The following is a 15,048-nucleotide window of genomic DNA, read 5'->3' on the forward strand; positions in this document are numbered from 1 at the left end:
ACTTCTACCGTTTCCAGATGCAGGACGGCAGCACCGACTATTTCGATGAGAACGGGTCGAGCGCCAAGCAGTTCCTGCTGCGCAACCCGTTGCCCAACGGTCGCTTCACCTCGGGCTTCGGCGCGCGCCGGCACCCGATCCTGGGTTATGTTCGCATGCATACCGGCACCGACTGGGCCGCGCCGATCGGATCGCCGATCATCGCCGCTGGCAACGGCGTCGTCGAGAAGGCCGGCTGGGCCGGAGGCTACGGCAAGCAGATCATCATCCGTCATGCCAATGGCTACGAGACCTCCTACAACCACCAGAGCGCTTTCGCCAAAGGCATAGAACCTGGCGTTCACGTCCGGCAGGGTCAGGTGATCGGCTATCTCGGCCAGACCGGCCTGTCCACCGGACCGCATCTTCACTACGAGCTGATCGTCAACGGCACCAAGGTCGATTCGATGCGCGTGCGCCTGCCGGTCGGCAAGGTGCTCAAGGGTGACGATCTCGTGGCCTTCAAGAAAGAGCGCGAGCGCATCGACGATCTTCTGAAGCAGGAAGACGGCAACTCGCTGAAGGTTGCCAGCGCCAAGACCGACTCGCAGCTTCCGAACTAGAGCAATTCCAGGAAAAGTGTGAGCGGTTTTCCGTCCGGAATTGCGTGAAAACAAAGAGATAGAGCGGTTCGCCGTTTCTATGAAACGGTGAAACGCTCTAGACTTCGCATCGGAATGGATGCAGGGCCGGGCTGGAGCGCAAATCCGCGCGGCATGCATCAATCACGCGAATCGTTTGATTGCCGCGGCCAGGGCGACGCCTGCCCGGGAACCGTGAACCAGGCGGTGAGTGAAGAGATCACGCAAAGCAGGGTCGTTGTCGCCGCGACAGCGGTGAATGCCGAATTGCTTGCTGCGACCCTGGCCGCGTCGAGACTGGCGGCAAGACCGAGCGCGGGTGGCTCGCCGAACCCGGGCATACCTGGGATATTGCCTGTCATCCGCGCGTAAACCCAGGCCGCCACAGAACCCATCGCCGCCACCGCTATCAGGCCGCCGACGCGCGAGACAGCGTTGTTGATGCCGGACGCCGCCCCGGTATCCTTGTCCTCGACGGAAGTCATGACCGCGGTCGACAGCGGCGACACGACCTGCGCCATGCCAAGCCCCATCAGCGCCATCAGCGGAAAGGTCCCTGTCCAGAAATTGTGGATGCCGAAATGCGTGAGCAAAGCGAGCCCGGCGAAGGCGATGGCCACGACCATGCTGCCGCTGGCGATCGGAAAGCGCGGACCGATCCGATCCGACCACCGGCCGACCGGCCCGGACAGAAGCGCGATCGATGCCGACAGCGGCAGGAAGATGAAACCGGCTTCGGCCTCGCTCAGTCTCCAGCCCGCGATCAGAAGCATCGGCAGGTAGAACAAGTTGGCCGACAATGCGAAATAGAGGAAGAATGTCGCCAGGTTGGCGCCTCCAAAGGCCCTGATCCGGAACAGACCGAGATCGATCATCGGGTCGCGCAGCCTGAACTCATGAAGGACGAAGACGAAAAGCAGGACCGCGCCGGCGACGATCGAGGGACCGGACATCGACGCGGCGCCTTCGGCATTCATTGCCGTCAACCCGTAGGCGAGCAAGCCGAACGCAAGTGTCGCCAGCGCCGCGCCCCCGAGATCGAGGCCGCGCTTTTCGGTTGGCTTGTCGGCCGGCACCTTGGCCAGAAGCAGGTAGATCGAGATCAGCCCGAGCGGCAGGTTGATGGCAAAGATCGCGCGCCAGACGCCGCTGCCGAAGGTGGAGAGCACAAAGCCGCCCAGCACCGGCCCAAGCGCCGTGGTCAGCGCGGAAGCGGCGGCCCAGATGCCTATCGCGCGGCCGCGCTCCTTCTTCGGATAGGCCTTGGCGATGATGGCGAGGCTGCCCGGAACCATGATCGCCGCGCCGACGCCCTGGATGGCGCGGAAGGCGATCAACACTGACGGGTCGGGCGCCACTGCGCAGGCGAGCGATGCCACGACGAACAGCGCGATCCCGGTGACGAAGGCGCGCCGCAGCCCGAACCGGTCACCGGCGGCACCGCCAGCCAGAATCAGCGCCGACAGCGTCAGCGCATAGGCGTTGGAAATCCACTGCGCCTCCGCCAGGCTGGCCCCGAGATCCGCGCGCAACGCCGGCATGGCGATCGCCAGAATCGAACCGTCGATGAAGCCGAGCGCCGAGGCAAGGATGGCCGCGACCAGCACGAATTTTCGCTGTGTCGGAGGACAGAACGTGCCGTTCGCCCGAGCGAACGGACGCGAATCGGCGGCGGTTTCGTTCGCGGACGACATGGATCCCTGCTTAGCCCCCTGGCGCGTGCGCAACAACAAGCCAGACCAGCGCTGTTCTTGAAACCAGACGACACGTGCGCATCATGCTGGAAAGTGCGAAGCGGAACGGGGTGGCATCTTGGAGAAGGGCGTGAAAACGCCGCCGCCCAAGCGCGGCACGCCCTATGAAAACGCATCGTCGAGGCCCAGCCCTGTGGGCAGTTGGCTCGGCGCTTTGCCTGACCAAGCCGCGGCCGAGCATCAGCTTTATGTTGCTGCTGAAACTTGTTTACGGCCGTGGCGCCGCGCAGTTCACTGCTGCGCCACGTAATCGGCTGAAGAACCGCCGACGAACTCCACCGTGACGCCCGGCGAGACCAGTTTGGCAAGCTCGCGCGCATCCCAGTTGGTCAGACGCACGCAGCCATGGCTCTCGGTCTTGCCGATCTTGGAGGGATCGGGCGTCCCGTGGATGCCGTAGGTCGGCTTGTCGAGCGCGATCCACACCGAGCCGACCGGACCGTTCGGTCCCGGCGGGATGGTCAGGATCTTGTCGTTCTGGCCCTGCTTGAAATTGATGTTCGGGTTGTAGGTGTAGTTCGGATCTAGCGCGATGCGCGAGACGGCGTGAATGCCGGTTGGCGACGGCGTGTCGGCCGAGCCGATGGTCGCCGGATAGGCCGCGACCAGCTTGCCGCTCCCATCATAGGCATAGACTTCCTTCTTGGTCTTGTCGGCGACGATGCGCGTCACTGGCGTCGACACCAGCTTGCCGAAATTGGCGACCTTGATAATCGTGCCCGGGCGATTGAAGTCCACGCCCTTGTTGAGCGACTTCAGATAGGTCTCGTCCATGTGGAAGCGTTCGGCCAGCGCCTCTGTAACCGAGGTGTAGCACATGCAGTCGAGCTTGGCCTTCTGGCTATAGTCCTCGGGGATCGAGGCAACGTAAGGGCCGGCCACATCTTCCGGCGTGATCGTGTAGGAAGCGAAGGCGTCGCCGCCTGATTGGGCGAGCGCCGTCTGTATACCGACCGCGTCGGTCGATTTCAAATTGCTGCCGTTTATTTCGTTATACGCGGCCAGCGCCTTGTCGACATTGGAGCCGAAGCGCCCGTCGATCACACCCGGCGAAGCGCCGCCGCGATCGAGCAGCACCTGCAGCGCGGCAACATCCTGGCGCACGCCAAGCGAGAGCGACGGATCGACAGCGGCCTTGCCGCCTGGCGGCAAAGAAGCCTCCGGGTTGGCCTGGATCACTTCGCCCTGATCAGTCTGCTTCGGGTCGATCGAGGCCTCGTTCAGCGGCTGGTGCGTGGGTGAGTTGGACTTCGGTTCCTCCGGATAGGTGGTGGCATAGCCGTCCTCACCGTTTGGCGCCGGCGGATAGGCATCGACGGAATTGTCGCCGTTGGGGTCGTATTCATCGACCGGAGGCGGGATCACCCGGCCGTTCTCCTCCAGTTGCCGACGCCGTAAGCGAGCCATGTCCTCGGGATTGTCGAGATAGTAGCGGTCGTCTTCCTGGGCCGGCGCTCGGCCGAGCTCCTGCATGCGCATCTGCCGGCGAAGCGCACGGCGGTCGAGCCGGCTACCTGGCGGCTGGATGGCGATGACCTTGCCGGTGTCGGCATCGACCAGCACCCGGTTGCCCCTCGCGTCGTAGTAGATATCGATATTGCCTTCCTGGGCCAGTATCAGCGCGCCGCGCTCAGCCCGGCGGGCGCTTTGCGGGCCATCCAGGGTCGGCGCGGCGAACGCACCGGAAGACGCCAGCCCGGCCGCGAGTGCCGAAAGGGAAAAGATCAAACGCAGCATGGGGTCAAAGCTCTCCGGTCGACTCTGGCTACTGGCGGGCGAATCTTTGTCAGCAAACCAGTTACCCAGACTAAGGTTCCAACATGAACCGGGCATGAAGATGGCGGCTTTCCAGTGCCTTGAGGGGCATTGGCTAGCCCGCGGCGAGCCCCAACTGCCTGCGTGCCTGCCTAGTCAGCTTGAGGACGACCAGGCGATGGCTTTCGCGTAGATAGTCCTCCAGCGCCGCATCATCCACGCTTTGGCTTGTCTGACGCTGGATCCATTTCATGCCGCGCGAGGCGAGATAAGGTGCCGGCCGGCAGCCCGGCTGATCCTTCAACACGTCATAGGCGATCTCGGAACATTTGAAGGTGACGGACAACTGGCCGCCATCGTTCCAGCCGCCGATTGCGAACACCTTGCCGCCGACCTTCCAGACATGCGCGCCGCCCCACTGCACGACATGGGTCGTCGCCGGCAGCGAAGCGCAGAAGCCGTTATAGTCGTCGAGGTTCAAGGCTGCCCCTTCTCGTGCGCCAGCACCGACAGCCGGATATGCCGGCTCACCGTCAATGACAAGGCGCGCCGCACCGGTCCGGTGCGACGCGCCAGTTCATTCCAACTGCCCGGGATCAGGCGGCGGCTTCCGTCGTCACCACGGTCGGCTTCGAGCGGAAGTTCAACCGATCGGAGCCAGCCGTGACCTTGACGGTCGAACCGTCGAGTATCTCGCCGAGCAGGATCTTCTCCGCCAGGGGGTCCTGAAGTTCCTTCTGCATCACCCGCTTGAGCGGCCTGGCGCCATAGGCCGGGTCGTAGCCCTTGGACGCCAGCCACTCGATCGCATCGTGATCCAGCGTCAGCGTGATCTTGCGGTCGACGAGCAGGTTCTCCAGCCGCTTGAGCTGGATCTCGACGATGCGGTCCATGTCCTGCCGGCGCAGCCGGTGGAACAGGATCACTTCGTCGACGCGGTTGAGGAATTCCGGCCGGAACGAGGCTTTCACCACGGCCATCACCTCGTCGCGCACGGCATCGACATCCTGGTCGTCGCTGAGACTGACCAGATATTCGGCGCCGAGGTTGGATGTCATGATGATCAGCGTGTTGCGGAAGTCCACCGTGCGGCCCTGGCCATCGGTCAGCCGGCCGTCGTCGAGCACCTGCAGGAGGACGTTGAACACATCGGGATGGGCTTTCTCGATCTCGTCGAAAAGCACGACCTGATAGGGCCGGCGCCGTACCGCTTCGGTCAGCGCTCCGCCTTCTTCGTACCCGACATAGCCGGGAGGCGCGCCGATCAGCCGGGCGACCGAGTGCTTCTCCATGAACTCCGACATGTCGATGCGCACCAGCGCCGTCTCGTCGTCGAACAGGAAGCTCGCCAGCGCCTTGGTTAGCTCGGTCTTGCCGACGCCGGTCGGCCCGAGGAACATGAAAGAGCCGATCGGCCTGTTCGGGTCCTGCAGCCCGGCGCGGGCGCGCCGCACGGCCTTGGACACCGCCTGCACGGCTTCGCCCTGGCCGACGACGCGCTTGCCGATCTCGTCTTCCATGCGCAACAGCTTCTCGCGCTGGCCCTCCAGCATCTTGTCGACCGGGATGCCGGTCCAGCGCGACACGACATGCGCGACGTGGTCAGGCGTGACCACTTCTTCCACCATGCTGGTCTTGCCGTCCTGGGCCTCGGCTTCCTTGAGCTTCTTCTCCAACTCCGGAATCTTGCCATAGGCAAGCTCGCCGGCGCGCTGGAACTCGCCCTTGCGCTGCGCGATAGCCAGTTCGTTGCGCGTTTCGTCGAGCTGCTTCTTCAGGTCGGCGGCCAGGCCGAGCTTCTGCTTTTCGGCCTGCCACTTCGTGGTCAACCCGGTCGATTCCTCCTCGAGGCCGGCGAGTTCCTTCTCCAGTCGGGCAAGCCGGTCCTTCGAGGCCTCGTCCTTCTCGACCTTCAGCGCCTCGCGCTCGATCTTCAACTGCATGATGCGGCGGTCGATCTCGTCCAGCGCCTCGGGCTTGGAGTCGACCTGCATGCGCAGCCTGGAAGCGGCCTCGTCGACCAGGTCGATCGCCTTGTCCGGCAGGAAGCGGTCAGCGATGTAGCGGTTGGAAAGCGTCGCCGCCGACACCAGCGCGGAATCGGAGATGCGCACCTTGTGGTGCTGCTCGTACTTCTCCTTCAGGCCGCGCAGGATCGAAACCGTGTCTTCCACAGTCGGCTCGTCGACGAAGACCGGCTGGAAACGCCGGGCAAGCGCGGCATCCTTTTCGACATGCTTGCGGTATTCGTCGAGCGTGGTCGCGCCGACGCAGTGCAACTCGCCGCGCGCCAGCGCGGGTTTCAACAGGTTGGACGCGTCCATCGCGCCATCCGCCTTGCCGGCGCCGACCAGGGTGTGCATCTCGTCGATGAACAGGATGATGTTACCGCTGGCCGAGGTGACCTCGTTGAGCACGGCCTTCAGCCGCTCCTCGAACTCGCCCCTATACTTGGCGCCGGCAATCAGCGAGCCCATGTCCAGCGCCATCAACTGCTTGTCCTTCAGCGACTCCGGCACGTCGCCGTTGACGATGCGCAGCGCCAGACCCTCTGCGATCGCTGTCTTGCCGACGCCCGGCTCGCCGATAAGCACGGGATTGTTCTTGGTGCGCCGCGACAGCACCTGGATGGTGCGGCGGATCTCGTCGTCGCGGCCGATGACCGGATCGAGCTTGCCCGCGCGGGCATCCGCGGTAAGATCGCGCGCGTATTTCTTGAGCGCGTCATAGCCCTGCTCGGCGCTGGCCGAGTCGGCGGTGCGACCCTTGCGGATGTCGTTGATGGCCTGGTTGAGCGCCTGTGCGGCGACACCCGCCTTGGACAGGATATCGGCGGTCTTGGCGGACTTCTCCATGACAAGCGCCTGCAACAGTCGCTCGACGGTGACGAAGCTGTCCCCGGCCTTCTTGGCCAGGTCCTCGGCGGTGGAAAACACCTTGGCGAGCGGCTGGGCAAGATAGAGTTGGCCGTTGCCGCCCTCGACCTTGGGCATGGCTTCCAGCGCCGCCTCGACGCCGAGCTTGACGTCACGGACATTGCCGCCGGCACGCTCGATCAGGGACGCCGCGAGGCCCTCGTCATCATCGACGAGCACCTTCAGCATATGTTCAGGCGTGAATTGCTGGTGGTTGCGCGAGAGCGCCATGGTCTGCGCGGACTGGATGAAGCCGCGCACGCGCTCCGAGTACTTTTCGAGGTTCATTCCGTGTCTCCTTCCATCACCGGCCCGCTTTGCGGCACCGGATCAGATTGCGGTGACGGGCCCGCCCATAAGAGCCGAACCCTGTTCAGCCGAGATATGGTGTATGGGCCGAAGTCCCTCAAGACGCGTTGATGTTGATCAAAGAAGAATATTCCAGCTACGCACGAACGAAAACGGCGGAGATTGCTCTCCGCCGTCTGCGATGCCCTGGAACGGTGTTTAGATCAGTTGTTCGCGTCGGCGGCCACGGGCTCGCCGGGCGCTTCGCCGGCAACCGGCGCCGGTTCGCGGGCCGCAGGCTGGCCCGCAGGGTTCACCTCCTGGACGGGCTTGGGCGCGACGGCATCGCCGACGGTCGCCGCGTTGCGCTCCACGCCCGGATTTTCGGAGCCTGAGCTTTCGGGGCTCACGGCTTCCGGCTGCCCGCCATTGGTCGCTTGATCCGCGTAACTGCCGCGCGGGCGGCGCGGGCGCCGCGGCCGGCGACCGCCATTGTCCATGGCAGCTTCATTGAGCTCGGCCTGGGCGGCGAGCGCCGCCGGCGAGAAACTGTCGAACTGCGGCGCCTGCTCGGCCTGGGGGCCGGCCTCGCCCGCAGCCTCGGGCTGCGCCTCGTTACGGCGATTCTGGTCGAACTGCTGGCCGGCATGCTCGCCGCGCTGGCCGTTTTCGCCACGCTGACCGTTCTGGCCATACTGGCCGTAGCCGCCGTTGCGGCGGTCACGGTGCCGGTCTCGGCCATTGTTGTCCCGGTTGTCGCGCTGGTTATTGTCGCGCCGGTTGTTGTCGCGGCCGTTTTCCTGGTTGTAGGCGAGTTCCGCCGGCGTACCTTCGATCACGGGCTGCGGCCCGGAGCCATTCGCCGCGGCCGGGGCCTCGGCGCCGGTGTTGCCGACGGCATCGAACTCGTCACGATCTTCATCGAGATCTTCGTCGAAGTCGTCGCGGTTCTGCTGGGCATTCTGGATCGGCATCTGCGCCTGCGCGGCGGCGATGATGCGATTGTAGTGTTCCGCATGCTGGAGATAATTCTCCGCCATCACCCTGTCGCCGGAGCTCTGCGCGTCACGGGCGAGCGTGGCGTATTTTTCGGCGATCTGCTGTGCCGATCCGCGGATCTTCACATCCGGGCCATTGCTCTCGTAGGTGCGGGTGAGGGGATTAGGCCCCTTACGGTTGTTATTGTTGCCACCGCCGCCGCCATTGTTGTTGCGACCGCGCATGCGCCTGTTCTGCTGTTGTGGCCTCATTAGACTCTCTTCATAGTGAATTTTCGAAAAAACTCTTCACGAACGGAGGCGCTCATGCAGCCAGCCGTTTCGTTTCTTCACCGGCGTTCGCCCGCATCAATTGCGTTGGCGCCACGTGCCATCCTGTTCCGGTTACATCACTTGCCGGACGATTCCCGCACGAAGCTTGGGCGTCGTTTGCGCAAGAAGGCAGCTATTTCCAAGGAAAACCGAATCGCTGGGAGCACTGCCTGCTTCGTCTCATCCGGTTGAGCGGGACCCTAACTGCATTCCCTGGTATTGCCAAGCGGTTTTTTCGCACTGGATCAGGGCTTTCGCCGCTCGAACACAAGAACCCTGTCATTATCGGCGAGGTCACGATGTGCGGCGTTTAACGTATAGCCGGCCACCGCGAAAATCCCGATGACCTCGTTTTTCTGCGTGTGGCCGATCTCAACCGCTATCTTGCCTTGCGCTTCCAGAAATCCTGCCGCCTCGGAGGCGATGACCCTATAGGGGTCCAAACCATCCACACCGCCATCAAGGGCCCGATGCGGGTCGAAATCGCGGACTTCGCCCTGCAGATTTCCAATGTCTCCACCGGGTATATAGGGGGGGTTCGAGGCAATTACATGGTAGCGGCCCAAAACTTTTTCGAACCAGTTGGAATGCAAGGCTTTGAAGCGCCCGCCTAGCCCCAGATCCTCGGCGTTACGCATGGCGGTCGCCAGCGCGCCGGGATCAATATCGACCCCGGTCGCGGTCGCCACCGGAACGGCCCTGAGCAGCGCCAGCGCGATGGCGCCGGTTCCGGTGCCGAGATCGAGGACACGGCACTCGCCGAGCCTCTCGGCCGTTGCCATGGCGAAGGGCAGGACCGCGTCGACGAGCGTCTCGGTATCCGGGCGCGGCTCCAGCGTCTCGGGCGAAAGCGACAGGCGCAGCCCATAGAATTCGCGATAACCGAGGATGCGGTGCACCGGTTCGCCTGCGACGCGTCGTCTCAGGGCAGTCTCGATGGCCGAAAGCGCCGCTGCTCCCACCTCCTGTGCCGGCTCGGCAATGGCCTGGGTGCGGGTCGTGTTGGAGAAATGTTCGACGATCAGCCGGGAATCGAGCGCCGGATCGGCGATGCCGGCGGCGGCCAGACGCGTTCGCGCTGCCCTGAGCAGCGGCCCGAGCGCGGCGGGCAGTTGATCAGCCATCGAGGCTCATATCGGCAAGCAGCTTCGACTGATGGTCGGCGATCAGCGCGTCGATCACCTCGTCGAGCTCGCCCATCATCACGCGGTCGAGCTTGTAGAGCGTGAGGTTGATGCGGTGGTCGGTGACGCGCCCTTGCGGGAAATTATAGGTGCGGATGCGTTCCGACCGGTCGCCCGATCCGACCTGCGACTTGCGCGACTCCGAGCGCTCCTCGTCGGCGCGGCTGCGCTCCAGGTCATAAAGACGCGCACGCAGGATCTGCATGGCGCGCGCCCGATTCTGATGCTGCGACTTCTCCGCCTGCACCACCATGATGCCTGTCGGCAGGTGCGTGATGCGCACAGCCGAGTCGGTGGTGTTGACGTGCTGGCCGCCGGAGCCCGACGCGCGCATCGTGTCGATGCGGATGTCCTCGGGCCTTATGTCGATGTCGACTTCCTCCGCCTCCGGCAGCACGGCGACCGTCGCCGCCGAGGTATGGATGCGCCCGCCGGCCTCGGTTGCCGGCACGCGCTGGACGCGATGCACTCCGGATTCGAACTTCAGATGTGCGAAAACTCCCTTGCCCGACACCGAGGCGATGATTTCCTTGTAGCCGCCGACCTCGCCCTCGCTGGCCGAAACGACCTCGAAACGCCAGCCGCGCGAGGCGGCATAGCGCTCATACATCCGGAACAGGTCGCCGGCGAACAACGCCGCCTCGTCGCCGCCGGTGCCGGCGCGGATCTCGAGGATCGCGTTCCTCTCATCGGCCGCGTCCTTGGGCAGGAGCAGGATCTGGATATCCTTCTGCAGCGTCTCGATGCGGCTCTGCACCTGAGGCAGGTCCGCCTCGGCCAGAGCCCGCATCTCGGCGTCGGTCGCTTTGTCGGCGAGCATCGCTTCGAGATCCGCCTGCTCAAGCTCGGCGGCCCGCAACGACCGGATCTTGCCCACCATCTCCTGGATGTCGGCGTATTCGGAAGCCATTTTGACGTATTGATCGGCGGCGGGCCCGGCCGCCATCTGCGCCTCGAGCATATCGAAACGCTTGACGACTTGATCCATACGGTCGCGGGGCAAGTTGATCATGATGGTACGCTATAGCGGTATGGAACGGTCGTCGGCAAAGGCCTGCAGCAGCGCCCGCATAGGCGTCCCCTGGACCGGCGCCATCAGATTGTCCCTGAAGAAGGCCTGCAGCTCCTGCAGCGGCAGTTCGGTCAGCATCGCCTTGACCGGGCCGATCGAGGCCGGCGACATCGAGATCGAGCGGAAGCCGAGGCCGATCAGCGCCATCGCCGAGATAGGCTTGCCGGCAAGCTCGCCGCAAAGCGTCACGGGCGTGTGATTGCGGGCGCCGGCATCGGCGATCGTCTTCAGCACCCGCAGGAACGGCGCCGAAAGCGTGTCGAAGCGGTCGGCAAGTTGCGTGTTGCCGCGGTCGACCGCCATGATGAACTGGAAGAGGTCGTTGGAGCCGACCGAAACGAAATCCACCGCCTTCATCAGCTCGTCCAGCTGGAACAGGAGCGAGGGCACTTCCAGCATAGCGCCGAGCTTGAGGCTGGTGGGCAGGTGGTGCGCAAAGCGCGACAGGTGCCGGACTTCGCGGTCGATGATCTCGCGCGCCTGCGCGATTTCCGACAGCTCGGTCACCATCGGCAGCATCAGCTTCAGCTCGCGGCCGCCGCTGGCCTTCAGCAGCGCCCGGATTTGCGTCCTGAGCAGGCCGGGACGATCGAGCGTCAGGCGGATCGCCCGCCAGCCGAGCGCCGGGTTTTCTTCCTGGATCGCGCCCTTGAAATAGGGCAGCACCTTGTCGCCGCCGATATCGATGGTACGGAAGGTGACCGGCTTGCCGCGCGCGGCGTCGAGCACGTCGCGGTAAAGCCGCTCCTGCGCCTCGGCGCGCGGGAAGGTCGAGGCAACCATGAACTGCAACTCGGTGCGGAACAGGCCAATGCCTGCGGCGCCCGATTCGCTCAACTGCGGCAGGTCGACGGCAAGGCCTGCGTTCATCAGGAGATCGACAGGAACCCCGTCCTTGGTCAGCGACGGCTTCTTGCGCAGCTCGCGGTAGACCTCTTGCCGCCGGGCCCGGAAACGTACCTTTTCGGCATAGGCGGCTTCCAGGTCGGATTGCGGCCGCAGATGAATGGCGCCTTCCTCGCCGTCGACGATGATGGCGTCGCCGTTTTCCGCCATGGAAACGGCGCCCTTCATCTGGCCGGCGACGGGGATGCCCATGGCGCGGGCGACGATCACGACGTGGCTGGTCGCGGCCCCATCCTCCAGCACCAGGCCGCGCAGCTTGTCGCGCGGATAGTCGAGCAGCTCGGCCGCGCCCATCGAGCGGGCGACGATGATGGCGTCCTTGGGCAGCGAGGCCGCGACATCCTCCGGCCCGCGCCCCATCAGCTGGCGCAGCAGGCGGTTGGCAAGATCGTCGAAATCGCTCATCCGCTCGCGCAGATAGGGGTCGGTCATATGCAGCATGCGGGCGCGCATGTCGCTCTGCACCTTCTCGACCGCGGCCTCCGCCGTCAGGCCGTTGCGGATCGCCTCTTCCAGCCGGCGCACCCAGCCACTGTCATTGGCGAACATGCGGTAGGCCTCGAGCACCTCGCGGTGCTCGCCCTCGAAGGCGACCTCGCGACGCTCCAGCATGTCGTCGATAGAGAGCCGCAGGGAGCCGAGCGAGGACTGCAGCCGACGCACCTCTTCCTCGCTGTCCTCGTTGAAAAGGTTGGTGACGACGATGCGCGGCTCGTGCAGCACGACATGGCCGAGCCCGACGCCTTCGTTGAAGGAAAGGCCGGTGAAACTCACCGGGCGGCGCAGGTCGAGTTCCAGTCCCGGCCGGGTGAGGCGCGCCAGATCGCCGGTCGCGATCATTTCGGCGATCACCATCGCCGTCGTTTCAAGCGCCTCGACCTCATCGTCGCGATAGTGGCGCATGGTCTTGTTCTGCACGACCAGGACGCCCAGCGTGCGCCCTGCCCTCAGCACCGGCACGCCAAGGAAGGAATTGTAGATCTCTTCGCCCGTCTCCGGCAGGTAGGCGAAAGCCGGATGCTCCTGCGCATTCGAGAGGTTGAGCGGCCGCGCGCTGGCGGCGATCGTGCCGACGAGGCCCTGCCCGAGCCTCAGTTGCGCCAGGTGGACGGCGTTCGGGTTCAGACCCTCGGTGGCGTAGAGCTCGAGCACCGAGTCGGCGCGCAGCACATAGAGCGAGCAGACCTCGGCGACCATGTTGGAGGCGATGTCGCGCACGATGCGGTCGAGCCGCTCCTGCGGCTCCAGCGGCTCCTGCATGAGCTCGCGAAGCCGTTTGAGCAGAACGCGCGGGCCACTGGCCGTATCACGCATCGCGGCTTGTTCTCCAATGGGCATTTCGCCAGCCGCAGTTTCTCCCGCGGCCGGCGCTCACGCAACAACTGACTCAGTTCTTGCTACTGCTTATCCAGACCGTAGACGGAATGCAAAGTGCGAACCGCGAGTTCCGTATAGGGACCGTCGATCAGTATCGAGATTTTGATCTCGGAGGTCGTGATGGCGCGGATGTTGATCGCCTTGTCGGCCAGCGCCTTGAAGGCGGTGGCGGCGACGCCGGCATGGCTCCTCATGCCGATGCCGATGACCGAGACCTTCGACATGCCGGCTTCCGACTGCACGACGTCGTAGCCGACTTCGGGCTTCAGCTTCTCCAGCACGGCCAGCGCCTTGTCGACGTCGCCGGAAGGCACGGTGAAGGTCATGTCGGTGAATTTACCGTCCTCGGAGATGTTCTGGACGATCATGTCGACATTGATGTTGGCCTCGGCCAACGGACCGAAGATGCCGGCAGCCACGCCTGGACGGTCGCCGACGCGGCGCAGCGAGATCTGCGCTTCGTCCTTGGCGTAGGCAATTCCGGTGACGACCTGCTGTTCCACGATCTCTTCCTCGTCGCAAATGAGCGTTCCGGGGGGATTGAGCAAATCCCCCATTCCGGGCGCATCGGGATCGTCGAAGGACGACCGCACGAAGGTACGCACCCTGTGTACCATGGCAAGCTCGACCGACCGCACCTGCAGCACCTTGGCGCCGAGCGAGGCCATCTCGAGCATTTCCTCGAAGGAAATCTTGGCGAGCCGCCGGGCTTTCGGCTCGATGCGGGGATCTGTCGTATAGACGCCGTCGACATCGGTATAGATGTCGCAGCGGTCGGCCTTGACCGCCGCCGCGATCGCCACGGCGCTCGTGTCAGAACCGCCGCGGCCAAGCGTCGCGATGCGGTTGTCCGGCCCGATACCCTGGAAACCGGCGATGACCGCCACCTGGCCCTCGCCGAAGCGCTTGATCAGGAATGCGCCGTCGATGTCGAGGATGCGCGCCGCGCCATGCGCATTGTCGGTCTTGATCGGGATCTGCCAGCCCTGCCATGAGCGGGCGTGGACCCCCATGCTCTGCAGCGTGATCGCCAACAGTCCGGCGGTGACCTGCTCGCCGGAGGCAACGACCGCGTCGTACTCGCGCGCGTCATGCATCGGCGAGGCCTCGCGCGTCCAGGCGACCAGTTCATTGGTCTTGCCGGCCATCGCCGACACCACGACCGCCACTTCATGGCCGGCGTCGACCTCGCGTTTGACATGGCGCGCCACATTGCGGATGCGGGCGATGTCGGCGACCGAGGTTCCGCCGAATTTCATCACGATACGCGCCATGGAAGCGAAATGCCTTTGACTGAAGCCGGCTCGAGGCCGGAACGGGAGGAAACGCCTGGACGGCCAAGCGCGGAAATGCGCGGCCTCCTTAGCCAAAACAGCGAGGCTTCGCAAGCGAGCGCGACCGTGGCCGGCTCGGCGTAACCTGTCCTGACGGATTCTTGCCGCCCGCCATGCCATAACAGAGCCAAAACCGCCTTTGGAGATTCTCATGGCCGAGACCCTGGAAATCGTCACTTTCCGCCTCAAACCCGGCACCGAAGCCGGCTTCATCGCCAACAACGGGGGTATGACCGACTGGCTTGCCCGGCAGCCTGGCTTTCTCGGCAGGCATCTCGGCAGGCGGGAGGATGGAACCTGGATGGATGTCGTGCGCTGGCAAAGCGTGGAGCAGGCCCGGGCTGCGGCGGCTCGCATCATGGCCGAAATCGGCGACAGCGAAGCCGTGCAGGCGATCGACCCGGCCAGTGTCGAAATGAGCCACGCGACGGTCGCGCCGTCTCGTCAGGCGTGATCCCCGAACTCGCCCCGTGGCGCAGCCGCTTGCCTTCGGCAACGAAAAAACCTGCCTTGACTTTCCCGGCCCGGGACCC

11 protein-coding genes (1 of these 11 cut by a window edge) are annotated in these 15,048 nt (G+C 64.6%); 2 read left to right on the plus strand and 9 right to left on the minus strand.

The window, feature by feature from the left end:
• On the plus strand, window positions 1-602 hold the end of the coding sequence (locus ACR64R_RS18735) for a M23 family metallopeptidase (protein WP_487357791.1). Its footprint begins 1,378 nt before the window's first position; only the last 602 of its 1,980 coding nucleotides appear in the window; its start codon lies beyond the left edge, outside the window; it ends in the stop codon at window positions 600-602.
• 158 nt (window positions 603-760) lie between these two features.
• Here the strand turns inward: ACR64R_RS18735 and ACR64R_RS18740 are convergent, their stop codons facing one another.
• The 9 genes from ACR64R_RS18740 to ACR64R_RS18780 all read right to left on the minus strand — a co-directional run bounded on the left by ACR64R_RS18740 (window position 761) and on the right by ACR64R_RS18780 (window position 14,455).
• Window positions 761-2,314, minus strand: coding sequence for an MFS transporter (locus ACR64R_RS18740; RefSeq protein WP_487357792.1), 1,554 nt, complete (start codon window positions 2,312-2,314; stop codon window positions 761-763).
• A gap of 291 nt (window positions 2,315-2,605) precedes the next feature.
• On the minus strand, window positions 2,606-4,111 hold the full coding sequence (locus ACR64R_RS18745; protein ID WP_487357793.1) for a L,D-transpeptidase family protein: 1,506 nt from the start codon (window positions 4,109-4,111) through the stop codon (window positions 2,606-2,608).
• Between the two features lie 133 nt (window positions 4,112-4,244).
• Window positions 4,245-4,610, minus strand: a complete 366-nt coding sequence (locus tag ACR64R_RS18750) for an MmcQ/YjbR family DNA-binding protein (protein ID WP_487357794.1) — start codon at window positions 4,608-4,610, stop codon at window positions 4,245-4,247.
• A 115-nt stretch (window positions 4,611-4,725) separates the two neighbouring features.
• Window positions 4,726-7,332 carry an ATP-dependent chaperone ClpB gene (gene clpB / locus ACR64R_RS18755; RefSeq protein WP_487357795.1) on the minus strand — a complete coding sequence of 869 codons (2,607 nt, stop codon included), beginning with the start codon at window positions 7,330-7,332 and terminating at the stop codon, window positions 4,726-4,728.
• A gap of 224 nt (window positions 7,333-7,556) precedes the next feature.
• The gene (locus ACR64R_RS18760; protein WP_487357796.1) at window positions 7,557-8,555 is read right to left on the minus strand and encodes a DUF4167 domain-containing protein; all 999 of its coding nucleotides are present in this window, start codon (window positions 8,553-8,555) and stop codon (window positions 7,557-7,559) included.
• 332 nt (window positions 8,556-8,887) lie between these two features.
• Window positions 8,888-9,766, minus strand: a complete 879-nt coding sequence (gene prmC, locus ACR64R_RS18765; RefSeq protein ID WP_487357797.1) for a peptide chain release factor N(5)-glutamine methyltransferase — start codon at window positions 9,764-9,766, stop codon at window positions 8,888-8,890.
• The gene (prfA, locus tag ACR64R_RS18770) at window positions 9,759-10,838 is read right to left on the minus strand and encodes a peptide chain release factor 1 (RefSeq protein ID WP_487357798.1); all 1,080 of its coding nucleotides are present in this window, start codon (window positions 10,836-10,838) and stop codon (window positions 9,759-9,761) included. The genes prmC and prfA overlap by 8 nt, the downstream gene beginning before the upstream one ends.
• A 9-nt stretch (window positions 10,839-10,847) precedes the next feature.
• Window positions 10,848-13,118, minus strand: coding sequence for a phosphoenolpyruvate--protein phosphotransferase (ptsP, locus tag ACR64R_RS18775; protein ID WP_487357799.1), 2,271 nt, complete (start codon window positions 13,116-13,118; stop codon window positions 10,848-10,850).
• A gap of 83 nt (window positions 13,119-13,201) precedes the next feature.
• Window positions 13,202-14,455: an aspartate kinase gene (locus ACR64R_RS18780; protein ID WP_127865825.1), complete on the minus strand. Its 1,254-nt coding sequence runs from the start codon at window positions 14,453-14,455 to the stop codon at window positions 13,202-13,204.
• Window positions 14,456-14,666: 211 nt separating this feature from the next.
• Here ACR64R_RS18780 and ACR64R_RS18785 point away from each other — a divergent pair, with 211 nt between their 5' ends.
• Entirely contained in the window at window positions 14,667-14,969 is a 303-nt protein-coding gene (locus ACR64R_RS18785; protein ID WP_487357800.1) for an antibiotic biosynthesis monooxygenase family protein, read from the plus strand.
• Window positions 14,970-15,048: the final 79 nt, after the last annotated feature.

This window comes from Mesorhizobium sp. MC2-1-1, assembly GCF_057597255.1.